General features: G+C 67.0%; 20 protein-coding genes. 12 read left to right on the top strand and 8 right to left on the bottom strand.

Annotated elements, in window-relative coordinates; genetic code table 11:
- Nucleotides 1–133 precede the first annotated feature (133 nt).
- The gene (locus DAT37_RS16980) at nt 134–2332 is read left to right on the top strand and encodes an MMPL family transporter (RefSeq protein WP_109525746.1); all 2199 of its coding nucleotides are present in this window, start codon (nt 134–136) and stop codon (nt 2330–2332) included.
- A 35-nt stretch (nt 2333–2367) separates the two neighbouring features.
- Here DAT37_RS16980 and DAT37_RS16975 read toward each other — a convergent pair whose 3' ends face one another.
- The gene (locus tag DAT37_RS16975) at nt 2368–3282 is read right to left on the bottom strand and encodes a D-alanyl-D-alanine carboxypeptidase family protein (protein WP_109526043.1); all 915 of its coding nucleotides are present in this window, start codon (nt 3280–3282) and stop codon (nt 2368–2370) included.
- 144 nt (nt 3283–3426) lie between these two features.
- Nucleotides 3427–4026: a TetR/AcrR family transcriptional regulator gene (locus DAT37_RS16970; RefSeq protein WP_109525745.1), complete on the bottom strand. Its 600-nt coding sequence runs from the start codon at nt 4024–4026 to the stop codon at nt 3427–3429.
- Nucleotides 4027–4088: 62 nt separating this feature from the next.
- Between DAT37_RS16970 and DAT37_RS16965 the strand changes: the two genes are divergently transcribed.
- Both DAT37_RS16965 and DAT37_RS16960 read left to right on the top strand, forming a co-directional pair.
- Complete coding sequence (locus DAT37_RS16965; RefSeq protein WP_232839806.1) at nt 4089–6125, top strand: molybdopterin-containing oxidoreductase family protein; 2037 nt, start codon at nt 4089–4091, stop codon at nt 6123–6125.
- Nucleotides 6122–7159 carry an NAD(P)H-dependent amine dehydrogenase family protein gene (locus DAT37_RS16960; protein ID WP_109525743.1) on the top strand — a complete coding sequence of 346 codons (1038 nt, stop codon included), beginning with the start codon at nt 6122–6124 and terminating at the stop codon, nt 7157–7159. Before DAT37_RS16965 ends, DAT37_RS16960 begins: the two co-directional genes overlap by 4 nt.
- Before the next feature lie 82 nt (nt 7160–7241).
- Here DAT37_RS16960 and DAT37_RS16955 read toward each other — a convergent pair whose 3' ends face one another.
- Complete coding sequence (locus DAT37_RS16955; protein ID WP_232839805.1) at nt 7242–7841, bottom strand: hypothetical protein; 600 nt, start codon at nt 7839–7841, stop codon at nt 7242–7244.
- A 204-nt stretch (nt 7842–8045) separates the two neighbouring features.
- Between DAT37_RS16955 and DAT37_RS16950 the strand changes: the two genes are divergently transcribed.
- The 7 genes from DAT37_RS16950 to DAT37_RS16920 all read left to right on the top strand — a co-directional run bounded on the left by DAT37_RS16950 (nt 8046) and on the right by DAT37_RS16920 (nt 13099).
- Nucleotides 8046–8906 carry a SigB/SigF/SigG family RNA polymerase sigma factor gene (locus DAT37_RS16950; protein WP_109525742.1) on the top strand — a complete coding sequence of 287 codons (861 nt, stop codon included), beginning with the start codon at nt 8046–8048 and terminating at the stop codon, nt 8904–8906.
- Between the two features lie 37 nt (nt 8907–8943).
- The gene (locus DAT37_RS16945; RefSeq protein WP_109526041.1) at nt 8944–9216 is read left to right on the top strand and encodes a hypothetical protein; all 273 of its coding nucleotides are present in this window, start codon (nt 8944–8946) and stop codon (nt 9214–9216) included.
- A 97-nt stretch (nt 9217–9313) separates the two neighbouring features.
- Complete coding sequence (locus tag DAT37_RS16940) at nt 9314–9835, top strand: DUF6764 family protein (RefSeq protein ID WP_109526040.1); 522 nt, start codon at nt 9314–9316, stop codon at nt 9833–9835.
- A gap of 266 nt (nt 9836–10101) precedes the next feature.
- Nucleotides 10102–11595: an NAD(P)/FAD-dependent oxidoreductase gene (locus DAT37_RS16935; RefSeq protein ID WP_109525741.1), complete on the top strand. Its 1494-nt coding sequence runs from the start codon at nt 10102–10104 to the stop codon at nt 11593–11595.
- Nucleotides 11596–11689: 94 nt separating this feature from the next.
- A complete protein-coding gene (locus DAT37_RS16930; RefSeq protein ID WP_157978516.1) occupies nt 11690–11950 on the top strand; it encodes a hypothetical protein in 261 nt (86 codons plus the stop codon).
- Nucleotides 11951–12133: 183 nt separating this feature from the next.
- Nucleotides 12134–12412, top strand: a complete 279-nt coding sequence (locus DAT37_RS16925; RefSeq protein WP_109525739.1) for a hypothetical protein — start codon at nt 12134–12136, stop codon at nt 12410–12412.
- 27 nt (nt 12413–12439) lie between these two features.
- On the top strand, nt 12440–13099 hold the full coding sequence (locus tag DAT37_RS16920; RefSeq protein ID WP_109525738.1) for a DUF1152 domain-containing protein: 660 nt from the start codon (nt 12440–12442) through the stop codon (nt 13097–13099).
- An 82-nt stretch (nt 13100–13181) separates the two neighbouring features.
- Here DAT37_RS16920 and DAT37_RS16915 read toward each other — a convergent pair whose 3' ends face one another.
- The 4 genes from DAT37_RS16915 to DAT37_RS16900 are packed head-to-tail and all read right to left on the bottom strand — an operon-like array spanning nt 13182 to nt 16771.
- Nucleotides 13182–14153, bottom strand: coding sequence for a glycine betaine ABC transporter substrate-binding protein (locus tag DAT37_RS16915; RefSeq protein ID WP_109525737.1), 972 nt, complete (start codon nt 14151–14153; stop codon nt 13182–13184).
- Entirely contained in the window at nt 14150–14938 is a 789-nt protein-coding gene (locus DAT37_RS16910; protein ID WP_109525736.1) for an ABC transporter permease, read from the bottom strand. The genes DAT37_RS16915 and DAT37_RS16910 overlap by 4 nt, the downstream gene beginning before the upstream one ends.
- A complete protein-coding gene (locus DAT37_RS16905; RefSeq protein ID WP_232839803.1) occupies nt 14935–16128 on the bottom strand; it encodes an ABC transporter ATP-binding protein in 1194 nt (397 codons plus the stop codon). The genes DAT37_RS16910 and DAT37_RS16905 overlap by 4 nt, the downstream gene beginning before the upstream one ends.
- A complete protein-coding gene (locus DAT37_RS16900; RefSeq protein ID WP_109525735.1) occupies nt 16115–16771 on the bottom strand; it encodes an ABC transporter permease in 657 nt (218 codons plus the stop codon). Before DAT37_RS16900 ends, DAT37_RS16905 begins: the two co-directional genes overlap by 14 nt.
- Nucleotides 16772–17100: 329 nt before the next feature.
- On the opposite strand from DAT37_RS16900, the gene DAT37_RS16895 reads away from it, so the two are divergent.
- Complete coding sequence (locus DAT37_RS16895; RefSeq protein ID WP_109525734.1) at nt 17101–17319, top strand: hypothetical protein; 219 nt, start codon at nt 17101–17103, stop codon at nt 17317–17319.
- 15 nt (nt 17320–17334) lie between these two features.
- Here DAT37_RS16895 and DAT37_RS16890 read toward each other — a convergent pair whose 3' ends face one another.
- Nucleotides 17335–18081, bottom strand: a complete 747-nt coding sequence (locus DAT37_RS16890; RefSeq protein WP_232839802.1) for a class I SAM-dependent methyltransferase — start codon at nt 18079–18081, stop codon at nt 17335–17337.
- 87 nt (nt 18082–18168) lie between these two features.
- Between DAT37_RS16890 and DAT37_RS16885 the strand changes: the two genes are divergently transcribed.
- Entirely contained in the window at nt 18169–18741 is a 573-nt protein-coding gene (locus tag DAT37_RS16885) for a TetR/AcrR family transcriptional regulator (RefSeq protein WP_109525732.1), read from the top strand.

The raw sequence follows: 18741 nt of genomic DNA, 5'->3' as shown, positions 1-18741 counted from the left end.
TCATGTAAGTGCCGTCACTATCCTACTACATTCATTGCCTGTTTGCAGTGACTGCATTTATCGTGTGAATACCGCTGAACTGGTCGACGTGGACCGACCCGATCCGGAATGTTCGTTCGGAAGGACTTCTTCGATGGCCACCTCTCTGTATCGCCTGGGGCGAGCGGCGTTCACGCACCGCAAGCGCGTCCTCGCCGCCTGGCTACTTCTCCTCGTCGCCTTCGGCGGTCTCGCCATGGGCTTCGGCAAATCGACCGATACCGCGTTCACCATTCCCGGCGTGGAAGCGATCGAAGCCGCCGACCTGCTCGCCCAGCGTCTGCCCGACAGCGGAGCGGGCGGAGCCAGCGCCCGGATCGTCTTCGCCGCGCCACAGGGCCGTACCGTCTCCGATCCCGCGTACCGGGACGGGATCGAATCGACGATCGCCGCCGCCGCTACCGGCGGCGCGGTGGCGCAGGTCTCCGACCCCTACCGCACCGGCGCGATCTCCCCCGACGGTCGCATCGCCTACGCCACCGTGACCTACCGCGGCGACGCCAACGCCGTCACCGACGCCGACCGCACCGCCTTGCGCGCGGCGGGCGACCGAGCCGCTTCGGCCGGAGTACAGGTCGAATACGGCGGTGAGGCGATGAACACCCCGCCGGGCAACTCCGCGGCGGAACTGATCGGTGTCGCCGTCGCGCTCGTCGTCCTCGCCGTCACACTCGGTTCACTGCTGGCCGCCGGACTGCCGTTGCTGACAGCACTGTTCGGTGTCGGCACCGCCATGGCCGCGGTCACCGCGCTGACCGCCGTCATCGATCTGTCCAGCATCGCGCCCACCCTCGGCCTGATGATCGGGCTGGCCGTCGGCATCGACTACGCGCTGTTCATCGTCACCCGCCACAAGGAGAACCTCGCCGCCGGACTCGATCCGCGCGAGGCCACCGCCCGCGCGGTCGCCACGGCGGGCAGCGCGGTCGTCTTCGCCGGAGCCACGGTGATGATCGCCCTCGCCGCGCTGTCGGTGGTCGGAATCCCCTTCCTGACCTCGATGGGCCTGGTCGCCGCCGGTGTGGTCGCGATCGCGGTGCTGATCGCGCTGACCCTGGTCCCCGCGCTGTTCGGCTTCGCCGGTGAGCGCTTCGACCGGTGGCCGGTCCCCGGCATGGGCAAACGACAGCAACGCCTGAGCACCGGCGACTCCTTCGGCACCCGCTGGGCCCGCGCCATCACCCGCCGTCCACTGCCGGTACTGCTGGTCGCGATCATCGGCACCGGGGTGCTCGCGCTGCCCGCGCTCGGCTTGCAACTCGGACTGCCCGACGACGGCACCAAAGCTCCCGACACCACCCAACGTCACGCCTACGATCTACTCGCCGAAGGTTTCGGCCCCGGCTTCAACGGTCCGCTGACCCTCGTCATCGACGCCGCCGACGGCGGGAACCTCGACGCCGCGAGTTCCGAGATCACCTCCGCGATCCGGAACACCGCCGACATCGCCGCGGTCGTGCCGATGCCCGCGAGCAGCGACACCGGATTGGTCACGGTCATCCCCCGCAGCGGGCCCTCCACCGAGGAGACCAAGAACCTCGTCGGTCAGATCCGCGACCTGCGCGGTGCGATCGAGGACTCCACGGGCACCCGCGTTCTCGTCACCGGCAATACCGCCACCGGAATCGACATCTCCCAGAAACTCGCCTCCGCACTGCCGATCTTCCTGGCGGTCGTGGTCGGGCTGTCGTTCGTGCTCCTGACGATCGCGTTCCGCTCGGTCCTGGTGCCCCTCAAGGCCACCCTCGGCTTCCTGCTCAGCCTCGCCGTCACCTTCGGCGCGTTGGTCGCGGTATTCCAATGGGGTTGGGGCGCAGAACTTCTCGGCATCGACACCACCGGACCGATCATCAGCTTCCTTCCGGTACTGCTGATCGGATTGCTGTTCGGTCTCGCCATGGACTACGAGGTCTTCCTCGTCAGCCGCATGCGCGAGGATTACACCCACGGCGCCACCCCCGACGAGGCCGTCATCGGCGGATTCCGCCACGGCGCCCGCGTCGTCACCGCCGCCGCGCTCATCATGGGCTCGGTATTCGCGGGCTTCATCCTCGGCCACGACACCACCATCAAGAGCATCGGTTTCGCACTGGCCATCGGTGTGCTGGTGGACGCCTTCGTCGTCCGCATGACCATCGTCCCCGCGGTCATGGCGCTGCTCGGACACCGGGCATGGCAGCTGCCCGCCTGGCTCGATCGGATTCTGCCGAACGTCGATATCGAAGGCGCGGGACTCGAGACCGAGGCGCGAGCCGACACCGTGGACCGGCCCGAACTGGCCCACAGCAGGTAGCGCGTCACCACGGCGTAGGCCTCGTCCGCTGGACGCTAACCGAGCGGCAGGACGCTCGCGATCGGGTTGTAGGCCCAGTTCAGCATGCGCTCGGCGTCGTTCTTCGCGGCGAGTTCGCTGTGGGGCGAGCTGTGCAGGACCACGCCGATCATCGGGATGCCCGCCCGGACCGTCTCGAACAGCAGACAGGTTCCCGCGGCGTCGGTGTATCCGGTTTTGATGCCGATGGCGCCCGGATAGTCGCGCAGCAGCAGGTTCGTGGTCTGCCAGAGGTGAGCTCGGTTACCGGGGCCCTCGGGCAGGTGATAGGTCCGCGACGCGGCGATGTCACGGAACGCGGGCAGGCTCATCACGCGCAGACCGAGGGTGAGCAGGTCCGCCGGGGTGGAATACGTGGAGTAGTCGGTGGGCGCGGGCAGTCCGCTGGGATCGGTGAAATGCGTTCCCGCCAAACCCATTCGACGCGCGGTGTCGTTCATCTTGGCGATGAAGGCGTCCTGGCCGGGCCCGTAGGCCTCGGCGAGGGCGTAGGCGGCGTCGCAGCCGGACGGCAGCATCATCGCGTACAGGAGTTGCCGCGCGGTCAGCACCTCGCCGGGGACCAGGCCCGCGTTGCTTCCGTCGTACTCGGCGGCGTAGGTGATGGCCTCGCGCGGCACGGTGACGGCTCGGTCGAGGTCGCCCGCCTCGATCACGACCAGCGCCGTCATCACCTTGGTGATACTGGCGATCGGCACCGAGGTGTTCGACTGCCGCGACCACAGCATCGTGCCGGTGAATCCGTCCGCCAGCGCCGCCCCTGTCGCCTGCACTCCCTCGGGCCCGGGACCCAGCCACGGCACACCGATATGGGCCTCGCTCGTGGCGGGAGCGGCCGTCGCGCCATGACCGGCCACCACGAGCACGAACCCGACAACGACAGCCTGCAACAATCGAGCAAATATCCGCATGGCCGCATTCTGCCGTGCGAATCGGTCCATCGGCGGGATTTGGCCAGGCGAATCACCGCAGCTCGGGAAGCATCAACCGGGTATGGCACCGGCCACGGCCGCACCGCCGCCTACAACAACGGATCGTGGTCCCGCACTTCGGAGCTACCGCGAGTCGGTGTCGGCTATCCCGGCCAGCAACGACCGGATCGCGTCGGCGATCAGTCGATCGTCGAGCGGATCGATCATCCCGTTGTTGACCAGTGTCGCCAGGCCGTGCAGCGTCGCGAAGATCAACGTCCCGACCCGTCGCACGTCGCCCGACACCAGTTCGCCACCGGCCTGGCCTCGTTCGACCAGATCGCGGACCGGCGCGAAACTCGCCTCACGCGCCTCGACCAGCGCGGCGGGGGCCTGCGAGAGATACCGGCTCCTCGACATCAGATCCACCATCGCCGGACTGTCGGTGGCGAACCGGATGTAGCTGATCGCGACCGCGGTCAGCACTTCGGCGAAATCGCGCCCGTCGGGTTCGACCGCCTCGGCCAGCTCGGCGCCCAAGCGCTGCAAACCCACCTCGACGAGCGCGTCGAGCAGCGCCGCCTTGTCCTCGAAATGCCGCCGCGGAGAGCCGTAGCTGACGCCGACCTCGCGGGCGAGCTCGCGTAGCGACAACCCGTCGACCCCCGAGGTTCGCAGTGTCGTCTCGGCCTGCGCGAGCAGAGCGGCGCGAAGGTTGCCGTGGTGGTAGCGACGCTCGGACATGCTTGGCGATCCTACAATGTTGTCATTGACAGCATTGCCCGGCGCTGCCTATATTTCCCCGTGTGATCCGAGTCATAGGGCATGGGAAGTCCCCCGCCGGGGGCTCCGAGCCGTCCGAAGCCACGCGCACGGTGCGCAGCTTCTGCCGGATCTGCACGTCGGTGTGCGGCATCCTCGTCGAGGTCGAGGGTGATGCGGTGACGCGGGTGCGCGGTGACCGCGAACATCCCCTGTCGAAGGGCTATACGTGTCCCAAGGGCCGCGCGCTGCCGCAGATGCATCACCATCCCGAGCGGATCGAGCGCCCGCAACTCCGCGTCGACGGCAGCCTGCGCGACGCGACCTGGGAAGCCTGTCTCGACGATCTCGGCACTCGCCTGAAGGACATCATCGACCGACACGGCCCCGAGTCGGTCGGCATCTTCTTCGGCACCGGCGTCGGCATGGACGCCACCGGAACCCGTGTGGCCGAGGCATTGCGGGCGGCGATAGGCACACCGGCCAAGTTCAGCCCGCTGACCATCGACGGCACGGCCAAGCCGTTCATCGCCGATCTGGTGGGCGGATTCGTCGGCCTGTCGGGTCGGCCCGACTACGACAACGTCGATTTCCTGCTTCTCATCGGCACCAACCCGATGATCTCCCACGGGCACGCGATCGCCGTGCCCAACCCCACCGGCACCATCCGCGATATCGCCGCGCGCGGCCAGGTGTGGGTCATCGACCCACGACGAACCGAAACGGCCCGATCGGCCACCGGCCACCTCGCTCCGCTCCCCGGCACCGACCACGCGCTGCTGGCCTATCTGGTGCGCGAAACTTTGTGCGACGGTATCGATCCCAGCGTGCCGGTACAGGGCCTCGACGAGCTCACCGCCGCCGTCGCACCGTTCACACTCGAACACACGGCGACCTCGACCGACCTCGCGCCCGAGGATTTGGCCCGTCTGCGTGACGCGGTCCGCGCCACGGGCCACCTCGCCGTCGAGACCGGCACCGGCGTGACCATGACGGCGGACAAGGGCAATGTGACCCAGTGGCTGGCCTGGGTCCTGATGATCCTGACCGGATCGATGAACCGTCGCGGCGGACTCTGGTTCCACCCGGGTTTCGCCTACCAACTCGAATCCTTCGAGTTGCCCATCTCGTCACCGGACGGGTCGTTCGGCCCCGGTCCGCGCAGTCGCCCCGAAACTCGCTCGTTCATGGGTGAATGGCCCTGCGCCACACTGGCAGACGAAATCGAAGCGGGCAATATCCGGGCGGTCCTCAACCTCGGCGGAAGCCTGCTGACCTCGTTCCCGGACACCGCGGCCATGCGGTCCGCGCTGGGCAGACTCGAGGTGCTCGCGACGACCGAGATCATCGCCAACGACACGACGGCGCTGTCCACGCACGTGCTGCCGACGAAGGATCAGCTCGAACGATCCGACGTCACCATCTGGGACGCCCTCAGCTCCCGGGTGTCGGCCCAGCACACACCGGCCGTGGTCGCCCCAGTCGGAGACCGGCGATCGATGTGGTGGTTCCTGGCCGAACTCGGTCGACGGCTCGGTCACGACGTGGCCGATCCCGATCAGTCCGACGACGCTGTGCTGGCGGGCGTGACGCTCGGCGGGCGATGCTCGTTCGACGAATTGACACGCACCGGCTGGGTCGACGCCGGTCACGAATTGCCCGCCCCCTGGGTGACGCGCCATATCGAAGGAATGGGCGGGTGGCGTTTGGCGCCGTCCCCGCTTGTCGACCAGTTGGCCGCGCTGCGCCGGACCGCGCCGATGGTGCTGATCCCACGACGCCAACCGCGACGGCTCAACGCCCAACTCGACTTCCTCGGCGATCGCCCGGACGTGCTGATCAATCCCGCCGACGCCGCCGAGGTCGGCGTCACCGACGGCGCCACGGTCACGGTTCGTGGCGCCCACGGCGCGCTCACCGGCGTCGCGAAACTCGATCCGGCGATCCGCCCCGGCGCGATATCGGTGCCGCACGGCTACCCCGAATGCAACGTCAACATGCTGACCAACAAGGAGGACATCGACGTGATGACAGGTATGGTGCGCTATTCCGGCGTTCCGGTGAGTGTGGAACCGGCATGACGAACACGAATCACCGGGTGGTGCAGTGGGCCACCGGCAATATCGGACTCAAAGCACTGCGCGGAATCATCGAACACCCTTCGATGACGTTGGCGGGAGTGCACGTCTACGACCCGAACAAGGTCGGACGCGACGCCGGTGAACTCTGCGGACTCGACACCGTCGGTGTCGCCGCCACCGGGAAACTGGAGGACGTGCTGACCACGGGCGCCGACTGCGTGCTCTACATGCCGCGGGTGTTCGATCTCGACGACGTGTGCCGACTGCTCGAGTCCGGCGCGAACGTCGTGGCGACCTGCGGTGTATTCCACCATCCGCCGAGCATGGACCCGGCGGTGCGCGACCGCGTCGAGGCTGCCTGCCGGGCCGGCGGCACATCGGTGCACAGCACCGGAAGCAGCCCCGGCTTCATCTCCGAAGCCGTGCCCTTGGTGCTGACCTCCATCCAGCGCCGGTTGGACAAGATCATCATCGACGAGTACGCGGATCTGTCTCGACGGAATTCGCCCGAGATGCTGTTCGACCTCATGGGTTTCGGTCGCGACCTCGCCCCGTTCGAGCAATTCCGGGCCGACTATCTCGGCGCCAGTTTCGGCCCCTCGCTCCGGCTGATCGCCGACGCCGTCGGCCTGCCGTTGGACGAGGTGGTCGCCAGCGGCGAACTCGCGACCACACCGCGCGAACTCACGATCGCCGCGGGAACCCAGAAGGCCGGATCCGTTGCCGGACAACGCATCACCATCACCGGCCTGCGCGGCGGCCGCGAGCTGATCACCTTCCGCGCCACCTGGTACACCACCACCGATCTCGATGCGACATGGGAACTCGGCGACACCGGCTGGCATATCGACGTCCAAGGCGACGCCCCCCTCGACGTCACGCTGCGGATGCCCATATCCCTGGAACAGATGGCCGAGACCACCCCCGCCTACACCGCCAACCGCGCGGTGAACCTCGTCGAAGCCGTCTGCGCCGCGCCCCCCGGCATCCGATCGGTGCTCGAACTGCCCCTGTCCACCCCGACATTCAGCTGACGGCGACAGTCGACGCGCTTCGCGCGCCCGGTGAATGCGGGGCCGTGCGACCACGGCTCCGCATGCTCCGAGGTCGACGCCGTCAGGTCAGCGCGAAGGTCAGCAGCAGCGTCGGCGGGGCGGTGTCGCGCCGCCAGGAATAGCCGAACCACAGCCCCGGCGTGATCTCCCTGATCTCGTCGTAGATCTGCGGGATCGGCGACGAGTCGTAGTCCAACACCCACGTCGGCCTGCCGTCTGTGATCGCGGGACCGGTGTACACATCCGCGCGGAATCCCTCTAAACCGGCCGACGTCACCTGGTTCATCAGATACCCGCCGTCACCTCCGGTGTAGAAGGTCTTGCCGGTCCAGAAGGCCGGAGCGATCGGGTGAATCGCGGCCGGGCTCACGACCCACCCGTTCGTTACTCCCCTCGGCACCGATCCGGCGCTGGCGTCGGAGAAGATGGCCGTCTGTTGTTCCAGCGAGCACCACGACCGCAGGGAATCGATGGTGACCGACCTGTCGGCCGGATCGATGACGCAGCCGTCGCCGTAGTCCGTCGCGGGAACGATTCCGGAATCTGCTGACGCCATCTGTGCTTCGATGGCGAAAGTCGTGGTGAAAGCCGCTGTGAGGGCGATCAGAAAGCGTGCTCGGTTCGTGCTCATATCTCGCATGTCGTGGTCGAGGTCGGTCATCGATGACATCTCCGGGTATGCCGGGGATCGACCGCCGCACGCAGGGATAGCCTGCGAAGTTGATCTTAAACCCGTACCACCACGGCCTACACGTGCACGCCGATAGGAAAAATTCCTACGAGCAGCAGCGTTTGAGATCGTTTTCGCAGGATAACCGGGCGTGAAACGGAAGTCGTTCCCGGCAAGCGTGCGGAGAAGATCTCGATGACCGAACACCCGAACACGACATCCTCATCGCCCCACGGCAGTGGCGATTCCTACGACAACATCGAGCCGTGGTTCGACGAACTCGGCGCCCTCGACGAATCGGACCCCCGGCGCCGGGTGATCCGCGAAGAGATCATGCGGCTGTGTCTGCCCTTGGCGCAGAATATCGCCCGCAAGTTCCGGGGCCGCGGAATCGATGACGACGATCTGCGCCAGGTCGCCTACCTCGGGCTGGTCGGGGCGGTCGACCGTTTCGACCCCTCGCACGGTTCGAGTTTCCTGTCGTTCGCGGTCCCGACGATCATGGGTGAGGTTCGTCGTCACTTCCGCGACCAGTCCTGGTCGGTGCGAGTGCCGCGCGGCACCAAGGAAGTCCACGCCAAGATCGGCCCCGCGACCGAGATGCTGGCACAGCGACTGGGCCGGATGCCGCGGCCGTCGGAGATCGCCGCCGAACTCGACCTCGACCGCGGCGAGGTCACCCACGCGCTGGTCGCGGCCAACGCCTACCGCGCCGATTCCCTCGACACGACCTTCCACGACGAGAACGGCGAAGGGTACAACCCCGTCGTGGCCCGTATGGGAGCCGAGGACACCTCCTATCGGCAACTCGAAGACGCGATGGCCGTCCGGCCACTGCTGGAAGCCCTTCCCGCCGAACAACGCCAACTGCTGGAATGGCGGTTCTCGGAGAATCTGTCCCAATCGGAGATCGCCGAACGTCTCGGTGTCTCCCAGATGCAGGTCTCGCGAAAGCTCACACGCCTGTTCACACAACTGCGCGAGCAAGCCCTCGCCGACCCCGACACCGAGCGGAAACCGGCCACAGTCACCCAAATCCGCCGCCGTGTGGCCTGACATCGCGGTCCCGGATCGTGTCGCGCGAGGAGTTCAGATGATCGACAGCACCGAGATCAACGAGATCGCCGCCAAGGCCGCCGTTCTCACCGAAGAAGAGGGCACGATATCGGGCGATCTCGATGTCACCGTCGACGACACCGGCAAAGGACTGGTCCGCTATCGCGCGACCGAATCCTGGTACACCATCGGCAATTTCGATGCGGAACCGCCACGCACCTGGAAGACCGTCGCCGAACTCGCCACCGCCGTCGAAGCCGAGGCGAACACGCGCGACGCCGCCGGAAACACCGTGCCCTTCCAGGCGTGAGCCGCACGTGTTTGCCGGACCGACCCGCGGGTAGCCACCTGAACAGGACCGCGTGCAGTCGGCGCGCCGGTTGCACGCGGCGGAAAAGAGGCTGTCCATGAGGTTTATCGGCGCGATTCTCTGCTCGACCGCCGCGGTGGGCGCTTCTCTGACCGTCCCCGCCGCGGTAGCCACCTCCGCGGTGCACTGCACCGCCGAATTCGGCGCCGACGACACCATCGTCGACGGTGACACCGGATGCCGCGCCGTCGGCGACGAAGCAGGACAGGCCCATTCGGCCGGATACGGCGGAGTCGGCTATGCCCGCGCCACGCTGGGCGCGTCGTCACTCGGGGTCGGCATAGCCGGTGGTGTCGGAGCCAGCGAGGGGGTCGGCGGCGTCCCGCTCGCGTTGGGCTTCGGTCCCGACGCGATGGCCTCGAGTTCGGTGACCGACGACGACCCGACCGACGGAGCGGCCAGAGCGGTGGCGATCGCGTTCTTCGGTTCCCGCGCCCACGTCGGCGCGGTCGACGGCTCGGTGCAGTGCTTGGGTGCGGGCGCGATCGCCTGGGACGAGGGCACCGGGGCCACCTGTGTGGGGACACCGTTCGGAACTTGGGCGTCACTGCCGCGATAACGTCACCGCGCGCTGCGGGAGCCTGGGTGAGCGCCGCCGCTCGTGGTCGGCCACGAAATCCGACGGCCGGGCGGCACGGACGTAGGTCTGGCCGCTGATCCGGGTGTGCCGCCACAGGCAGGCGTTTAGTGCGGCAAATCATCAGTGACATTCATCGCTACTGCGAGGAAGATCGACTGATAGCCACCTGTCCGCGATAAGTACCGGATCGGACGGCACAACAGCCACGAACCGCTGTTGCCCCGAAGTCTCCACAGGAGGTTGCGGTGACAAACGGTGCCGCGTCAGCCGAGACGCCCGTTCAAGTGGAGCATTGCGACCTCTGCATCGTCGGAGCCGGTATCACCGGGATCAATGCCCTGTTCGTCGCCAGTCGGTACATGTCTCGCTCGCAGAAGGTCATCCTGCTCGATCGCCGCGATCGGTCCGGCGGTATGTGGGTCGACACCTACGACTATGTGCGGCTCCACCAACCGCACGGCCTGTTCACCGCGGGCAACATCAGATGGACTCTCGGCCGAGATCGCTCGTACCTGGCAACGAAGGACGAGGTGCTCGCCCACTTCGACCATTGCCTCGAGGTCGCGAAGCAGCGAGTGCGGGTGGATCCGTACTTCGGCTGGGCGCTGGAGTCACATCACGAGACCGACGGGATCGTGCGGCTGCACTGCACGTCGTCCGACGGCCGACTCATGGTCGTTGAAGCGAAGCGACTGATCAAAGCCGGCGGATTCGGGGTCGTGCCCAACGACCCGCTCCAGATCGCCAGCTCACGTGTCGTGTCGGTCTCACCCGACTGCTGCGACATGCGTGGGGACCGGATGCGGTCGAGCGACACTCCCGTATGGATCGTCGGCGGCGGAAAGACCGCGATGGATACCGCCCACGCGCTGATCACCGAGTACCCCGGTCGGGAAGTGAACCTCGTCGCAGGTTCGGGCACGTTCTTTTCGAGCCGCGACCGCCTGTTCCCCGCCGGCGGCCGACGATGGTGGAGCGGCAGGCTGACTTCCGGAATCTTCACGGAACTGGGTCGGCGCTTCGACGGGACCAACGAGACCGAGGTCGCGACCTGGCTGCGCACCGCCTACGGCACCTGGCTGACCCCCACCACGGGCAACTTCTTGCTGGGCATACTGTCCGAATCGGAGAACGAGACCATCGCCGCGGGCCTCAACGACGTGATCATGGATCACGTCGTCGACGCCGTCGACCGCAACGGCGATACCGACCTGGTATTCCGTAGCGGATCGACGAAGACGATTCAGCCAGGCAGCTGGATAGTGAACTGCACCGGATACATCCTGCGTCACGATCTCCCCTACGAACCCTACGTTTCCGACAGCGGCGCGGTCGTCTCGGTGCAGCCGCGCTCCGCCACACACCACCTGACGTCGTACATGGGCTACTTCCTGACCCACCTGCTGTTCCTGGACAAACTCGGGGAGATCCCCCTGTACGAACTCGACGCGGCGGCCCTGAAGAAGAAATCGAACGCGGCATTGCCGTACACGCTCGGATCACTGACCATGCACAACCTCAGCCTGATCGCCGACAGCGTCCCGAACAAAGTATTGCTCGACTGCGGACTCGACCTCGATCACTGGTACCCGTTGCCGCGCCGCATGATCGGCACAACGCGGTTCCTGCTCACTCACCGTCGCGAACGCGCGCACCTCCGTCAGACCCTGGACACCGTGCGCGAACGATTCGATATTCGCTGCGGCCCCCTTCCTCGTGGGGCAACCGTCGGCTCCTGAATCCGGGTCGCCGCGCCGGGTTCCAGCCCGTAGTGCAGGATTGCTCGCGAGCCGGTGACATTGTCCGGCAGCCGATCCGGGGAGTGGAATGCGCATGCCCACAGTCGAGAGCCTGCATCAGCGGCTGTCCGAGGCCTTGGCCGAATATCTGGCAGAGACTCGTGAGGATTCGTCGGAAACCATGCTCGTCTTTCACGGCGGCGGTGAGATCCGTCTGTGGTCCGAGGACGACACCGTCCGGGCGGAGATCGACACGTCTCAGGGCGGCCCGGAGATCTGGGACTTCGGACCGGGCCGTGACGAAGTGGAGGACTTCGTCGAAACCGCCCTGTGGGTAGTAGCCCCGGAGGAATGATCTCGCGGACCCGCCCTCAGGTCCGGGCTCCTCACAGGGTGAGCCAATCGAGAGTTCGGCCGTGCGGTCCGGTGAATGCCACTGGTATTCGGTCGACCGCCAGGACGAAGCGGTCGGCGGGACCATCGGCGTCGGAAGGCTTTTGCGAAGCGGTCACACCATCGCCGGTGCATACTTCGTTGGATGGCTGCTCTCACCCTCTTCGACACACCGCTGCTGCATCGCCTGAGAAACTGCGAGCGAGTGTTGATCGTCGGCGCCGGTGGCGGGTTCGACCTGCTCAGTGGCCTGCCGTTGGCGTTCGCACTGCACGAACGTCACAAAACGATCTTCCTGGCGAACCTTACCTTCACGGCTGTCACCCGCATCGGTGCGCAACCGGTGGCTGCGGGGGTCTTCGACATCGATGCCGAAACCAGCGGTCCGATGTCCTACTTCCCGGAAAAGCATCTCGCGGTCTGACTACGAGACCACGCCTACCCCGACCGGATCTTCCTGATCCGCAAGGGCGGGCCCGCCGACATTCGCGCCGCCTACGCGTGGCTGGCCCGCGAGCTGCGCGTGGACGCCATAGTTCTGGTCGACGGCGGCACCGACCTGCTCATGACTGGTGACGAGGCCGGACTCGGAACACCGGTCGAGGACATCACCAGTCTTCTGGCGGCCCAGGCGCTCGATCTACCGGTCAAACTCGCGGTCTGTGTCGGATTCGGTGTGGACGCCTTCCACGGCGTGTGCCACGCACACTTTCTCGAAAACGTCGCTGCCCTCGCCAAACTCGGGTCATATCACGGCGTGTTCGCCCTACTACCCGGCCTCTCTTGCACCGATGCATGGCTCGAGGCCGTCGACTGGGTCCAGCAACACACCCCCGGTCGCGAGAGCATCGTCTGCGCCTCGATTACCGACGCTGCCCGCGGTGAATACGGCGACCACCATTCGCTGGCCCGCACCCGCGCGAAGGGTGCCGAACTGTTCATCTCTCCGCTGATGTCGATGGTCTGGGGGTTCGATCTCGATGCCGTCGCGAACAGAGTCCTCTACCGCGATGCCATCGCCGACGCGACAACACCCTTCGAAGTCGCCGCCGCGATAGAAGCGTTCCGCGACCACACGCCGCTGCGACCTCGTCGAACCATCCCGGCTTGAACGCGCGTCGACACACGCTTGCTGGAGAGTCGGATCCCACCGTTCACCGACAGCCGTGCCCGCACAGACACCCGCTCGGGTGTCAGCCCTTCGTCACCATGCCCTGCGCGACCATCCAGTCCCTGGCCACATCGGCCGGTTCCCGGCCTTCCACGTCGACCTGACGGTTCAACTCGGTGATCGTCTCGTTGGTCAGCAGCCGCGAGATCGGCGTCATGATCTCGGCGACGGCCGGGTGCGCCTCGGCGAAATCCGCGCTCATCACCAGGGCGGCATTGTATTTCGGGAAGAACGCGCGGTCGTCGCGCAGTAGTACCAGGTCCAGACCGGGGATGCGGCCGTCGGTCGCGGCGACCGAGCCGAAACGGCACTGTGTGGCGTCGGCGGTGGCCTGGTAGACGACCGCGTCCTGCACGATCTGCTTGCGCACCTTGCCGGTGTCGATGCCGTATTTGCGCGCCATTCCGGGATATCCGTCCTGGCGCACGTTGAATTCGGTGCCGACGCAGGTGGTCGCGGCCGCCGGATCGGTGTCGACCAGGCGCGCGTAGTCGGACAGGGTGCGCACACCGGTTTCGTCGGAGACTCGGCGGCTGACCGCGACAGCGTAGGTGTTGTTCATCGGGGCCATCGCCGTCCAGACCATGTGGTGGGCGGCGAGGTCGGCCGCGCGCAGGGCTTCGAACTGTTCGTGTTCGTCCGCGATCGGGGTCTCGTTGCCGAGGTAGTTGATCCAGCCGGTGCCGGTGTAGTCGTAGGCGAGGTCGATCTGGCCGTGCAGTTGGGCGTCGCGCAGGCTGTTCGAGCCTTGGATATTGGTCAGATCGCGGACGTCGGCACCTGCTGCCACCAGGGCGAATTCGATGAGGTAGCCCAGGATGTTCTGTTCGGTGAAATCCTTGGAGCCCACCGTGATCGCGACGCCGCCGAGTTCGGGGACCGGGCCGATTCCCGCCGGTCCGACCCGCAGCGGGACCGCGCCGCCCGATTGCAGCCCGCATGCCGCGAGCAGCACTGTTCCCAGCAGCGCGGCCAGCGCATGCGCCGCCCTCACCGCAGTCCCTTCGGTCCGAGGAACTGTTCGGCCAGCGCGCCGAGCCAGTCGACGAGCAGAGCCAGCGCGACGGCGAGTACCGCTCCGACGACCAGGGTCACGTTGTCGCGCAACTTGTATCCGGTGTCGATGAGTATGCCGAGTCCGCCCGCGCTCACCAGGAACGACAGGGTCGCGGTGCCGACGGCGAGCACCAGCGAGGTGCGCAGACCCGCGAGGATGTAGGGCACGGCGAGCGGGAACTCGATGCGGCGCAGGATCGTCGGCGCCGACATGCCCTGTCCGCGGCCCGCGTCGATGAGCACCGGATCGACCTGCTGGTAGCCGAGAATCGTGTTCCGCAGGACCGGGAGTAGCGAGTAGAAGGCGATCGGTGCGACGCCGATCCAGAATCCGGTGGTGCGGGTCGCGAGGTAGCACAGCACGATCAGGCCGATGGCGGGCGCGGCGGCCCCCACATTCGCGACTCCGACGAAAATCGGTGTCAGACGGCGGTATCCGGGCCGGGTCAGCAGGGTGCCCAGGGGGACGGCGATCACCACCACGATGACCACGACCGTCGCGGTGATCAGGATGTGCTGCCAGGTGACGGTCACGATATTGCTCGTGTTGAGGCTGGCCTGCTGGGTGACGGTGAGGTCGCGGCGCAATGCCCAGGTCAGCACTGCGACGGTCAGCAGCAGCACCAGCACCGGCTGGACGAGCAACCGCAGGTATTCCGCCCTGCCCTCGGTGGCGGGCCGAGACCCGCGCGGGCGTGCGGTGGACTCGACGGCCGCGGTCACGTCGTCGGCTCCGAGGTCTCACCCGTCGCGGCACGCAGCGCCGACAGATGGCCGACGAGGGTGTCGATGGTGACCAGTCCCGCGTATTCGCCGCCGGGCGCGGTGACCACGGCACTCGCGGACTCCTCGGCCAGCAGCGCCGCGAGCGCGTCCTGGAGGGTCGAGCGTACCGAGACCGTCTCCCCCACCGATGTCCCCGCCTCGCGCAGCGAGGACGCGGTCGCGAGTTGGGCGGCGGTGACCCGTCGCAGCGGGCGGCGATTCTCGTCCAGGACGACCGCCAATGGACGGTCTCCGATGGCGGCGCGCAAGGTCTCGATCGGTTCGGATTCGACGGCGGACGGGCATTCGTCGAGGCGGACGTCTTCGATCCGGGTCAGGGTCAGTTGTTTAAGGGAGGCGTCCGCGCCGACGAATCCGGCGACGGTGTCGTCGGCGGGATCGGCGAGTACGGCGGCGGGGGTGTCGTATTGGAGGATGCGGGATCGCTCGCCCAGCACGGCGATCCGGTCGCCCAGTTTCACCGCCTCGGCGAAATCGTGGGTGACGAACACGATGGTCTTGCCCAATTCGGTTTGCAGCCGCAGCAATTCGTCCTGTAACGACGCCCGGGTGATCGGGTCGACCGCGCCGAAGGGCTCGTCCATCAACAGGACGGGCGGATCCGCGGCCAGCGCCCGCGCCACCCCCACCCGCTGTTGCTGCCCGCCGGACAGTTGCCGCGGATAGCGGTTGCGGTAGGTGCCGGGATCGAGGCCGACCAGATCGAGCATCTCGTCCACGCGCGCCGAGGTCCGGCGGCGGTCCCAGCCCAGCAGCCCGGGCACGGTCGCGATATTCTTGGCGACCGTCATATGCGGGAAGAGTCCGGCCTGCTGGATCGAATACCCTACCCCGCGCCGCAATTGATCGGGATCCATGCCGGTGACGTCGCGGCCGCCGATGGTGATGGTGCCCGAACTCGGTTCGATGAGCCGGTTGATCATCCGCATGGTGGTGGTCTTGCCGCACCCCGACGGGCCGACCAGCACGACGATCTTCCCGGCCGGAATCGTCATCGACACCCTGTCGACGGCGGGATCGGTTTGTCCCGGATAGTGTTTGGTGACGGCGTCGAGCACGATCTCGACCCCGGATACTCCGTCCACGGCGGGTCCGGACCCGCCGGTGCGGGTTTCAGTCTCGGTCACGGATACCCCTCGAGGTGGTGAGACGCCCGACGAGCAGCAGGATCCCGTCGAGCGCCAGTGCGAGCACGATGATGAGGACGGTGCCGGTCAACGCCTGCGGCACGGCATTCGGGCTGCCCAGCCGCGACAGCCCGGAGAAGATCAGATTGCCCAGTCCCGGTCCCTTGGCGTAGGCGGCGAGCGCCAGGATGCCCATGATCATCTGGGTGCTCACCCGCATACCCGCTAGGATCGACGGCCAGGCCAGCGGTAGTTCCACCACCGCGAGTACGCGCAGCCGGTTCATACCGACACCGCGGGCGGCGTCGGTCACCGCCGGATCGACCGACGCGAGCCCGATGATGGTGTTGCGCAGGATCGGCAAGAGCGCGTACACGACCAGGGCGACGATGGTCGGCCCGACACCGAGCCCGAACAACGGGATCAGCAGGCCGAGCAGCGCGAAGGACGGCACCGTGAGGACCGCGCTGGCCGTGGCGGTCGCCGCCGACGAACCCAGTGGACTGCGGTACACCACGATCCCGATCAGCACCGCGACGACGGTGGCGATGATCAGCGACTGCACCACCGCCGAGACATGCAGATACGAGTCGACGAGTAGTTGATGCCGCCGCGCGACGACGAAATCCCACAGCGTGTCCAGGACCGCACCTCCCCGTCGTCCGTTTCCCGGAGACTATCTCGCGGAGAATGCCCGCCGCACGGCAAACGGAAACAACGACTTTCCGCGCCGGGTAGGGCGGAGCCGTTGTGCGAGTGCCTCCTTCGAGACCGAACAGCTCCGCTACGACCGCGTTTGTCGCGGAGTTCGCAACACGACGCTGCTCTCATACGGTCTGACACCGCCCCGGTGGCGTCCTCTGCGCCATGTCCAAAAGCCGTCGGCCCTGCCGAAATTCGCTGGCTCCAGCATCACCGTCATGCCACCATGACACCGCCGAGTCGATGACGATCTGCGCCAGGAGGACATCGTTGACCGTCGATCTGCGCCTACGTTTCGCTGTCGACGACGCCGCTCTCTCGCGGCTGCACGCCGACGCATTCGGCGGTGATCGCACGCCGACCCCTGGAAAGCACGGCTGGAACAGCACAGCAGGTCATGGGTCGGCGCGTTCGTCCATGATCGGCTCGTCGGATTCGTACACGCGATATGGGACGGCGGAAGCGACCGTCGGGGCGGGCGCGAGCTGACACCACAGAGCGATCTCACTCGCCGAGTGATGCGACGACCACGCGGTAGCCGATGTCGAACTCGTCGCGGGCCAACAGATCCGCGTTGTGCCGGTGCCAGGCCCGAGAGTGCAGGTCGTGGCTCAGATTGCGAAGCCCGTCCTCGAGGAGCGGGTGTGGGGTCAGGGCCAGCATCGACATCCCGGCCCTGACTCGCGGATCGAGGTAGGCGTGGGGGCGACGCCAGAACGCGGCACCGAATCCGTCGGCGCAGTCGGCGGGCACCGCGACCGGATGCACCTCGACGGTGCCGGGCAGTAGGTCTACGAGCTGGTCGAGCGGCACGGCCAGCCGGGCGTCGGTGGCGGCGGCCACGGGGAGATAGTCGCGGAGCAGCCAGAATTCGCGCATCACCAGGTGGTCCCAGGTGAAGACGACGATCCGTCGGCGCGCGATCCGTGACATCTCACGCAGCCCCTGTTCGAGATCGCTCCAGTGATGCACCGTCAAAGCCGCCGAGGCGACATCGACGGCTTTATCGCGAATCGGGAGATGTTCGGCGACCGCGCGGACGGCCGGGCCCGCTTTCGCCGGGCGTTGGCCGATCATCACCGCGCTCGGTTCCACCGCCACCACGGTTCGGCCGAGTTGGTAGCCACCCGCACCTGCCCCGATATCGGCTACCGACCAGGTCTCGGGCACATGTCGGCGCATCTGTGCCTCGATCCTCGGATCGGGCCGGCGCGTGGAGGCGTAGGTCCGTCCGGTCCGGTCGTAGAGCATCATCGTCTCCCTCGAACCACCGCACCGTCCTCGGCCGGACCGATTAACGACTTCACATTCTAGATTCTCTATTCTAATATCGGTGTCATGGGTCGGTCAGCCAAATACGACAAGGACGCGATCCTCGACGCAGCGCTGGATCTCATCGCCCGCGAGGGGCCGACCGCTGCCACCGTGGCCGCCATCGCGGCGCGTCTGGGCGCACCGACCGGTTCGATCTATCACCGCTTCGCCTCGCGCGATCTGATCGTCGCCGAGCTCTGGATCCGCGGAATCCGCCGTTTCCAAACCGGTTTCGTACAGGCGCTGCGCGCAGGCGACATCGAATCGGCCGCCCTGCACGGCGTGCGCTGGTGCCGCGCTCACCCCATCGAGGCGGCGGTACTGCTGATGCACCGCCGCGAGGATCTCGCCCGTCGCTGGCCGACAGAACTCGGAGCGGCGCTGACCACCTTGAACGACGACGCGGCCGCCGCCTACCGCGCGCTACTGAAGCAGCACCCCGACCTCGATCCCCACCGGGTCGGCTTCGCGGTCTTCGACCTCCCCGCGGGAGCGGTACGTCGCCACATCGCCGAACTCCAACCCCCACCACCCTGGGTCGACGACCTCGTGCGCACGGCAGTCCGGGCCGTCCTGGAGACACCATTGCCGAGATGA

Source organism: Nocardia aurea, from assembly GCF_003123685.1.
GTDB lineage: Bacteria > Actinomycetota > Actinomycetes > Mycobacteriales > Mycobacteriaceae > Nocardia > Nocardia aurea.
Note: the sequence above shows the minus strand (reverse complement) of the source record. Positions and strands in the feature narration are given on the sequence as shown.

What these genes read in the sequence shown, in the direction of transcription:
- DAT37_RS16980 (WP_109525746.1), top strand. Translation starts at nt 134, where the DNA reads ATGGCCACCTCTCTGTATCGCCTGGGGCGAGCGGCGTTCACGCACCGC.
- DAT37_RS16975 (WP_109526043.1), bottom strand. Translation starts at nt 3,282, where the DNA reads ATGCGGATATTTGCTCGATTGTTGCAGGCTGTCGTTGTCGGGTTCGTG.
- DAT37_RS16970 (WP_109525745.1), bottom strand. Translation starts at nt 4,026, where the DNA reads ATGTCCGAGCGTCGCTACCACCACGGCAACCTTCGCGCCGCTCTGCTC.
- DAT37_RS16960 (WP_109525743.1), top strand. Translation starts at nt 6,122, where the DNA reads ATGACGAACACGAATCACCGGGTGGTGCAGTGGGCCACCGGCAATATC.
- DAT37_RS16955 (WP_232839805.1), bottom strand. Translation starts at nt 7,841, where the DNA reads ATGACCGACCTCGACCACGACATGCGAGATATGAGCACGAACCGAGCA.
- DAT37_RS16950 (WP_109525742.1), top strand. Translation starts at nt 8,046, where the DNA reads ATGACCGAACACCCGAACACGACATCCTCATCGCCCCACGGCAGTGGC.
- DAT37_RS16945 (WP_109526041.1), top strand. Translation starts at nt 8,944, where the DNA reads ATGATCGACAGCACCGAGATCAACGAGATCGCCGCCAAGGCCGCCGTT.
- DAT37_RS16940 (WP_109526040.1), top strand. Translation starts at nt 9,314, where the DNA reads ATGAGGTTTATCGGCGCGATTCTCTGCTCGACCGCCGCGGTGGGCGCT.
- DAT37_RS16930 (WP_157978516.1), top strand. Translation starts at nt 11,690, where the DNA reads ATGCCCACAGTCGAGAGCCTGCATCAGCGGCTGTCCGAGGCCTTGGCC.
- DAT37_RS16925 (WP_109525739.1), top strand. Translation starts at nt 12,134, where the DNA reads ATGGCTGCTCTCACCCTCTTCGACACACCGCTGCTGCATCGCCTGAGA.
- DAT37_RS16890 (WP_232839802.1), bottom strand. Translation starts at nt 18,081, where the DNA reads ATGCTCTACGACCGGACCGGACGGACCTACGCCTCCACGCGCCGGCCC.
- DAT37_RS16885 (WP_109525732.1), top strand. Translation starts at nt 18,169, where the DNA reads ATGGGTCGGTCAGCCAAATACGACAAGGACGCGATCCTCGACGCAGCG.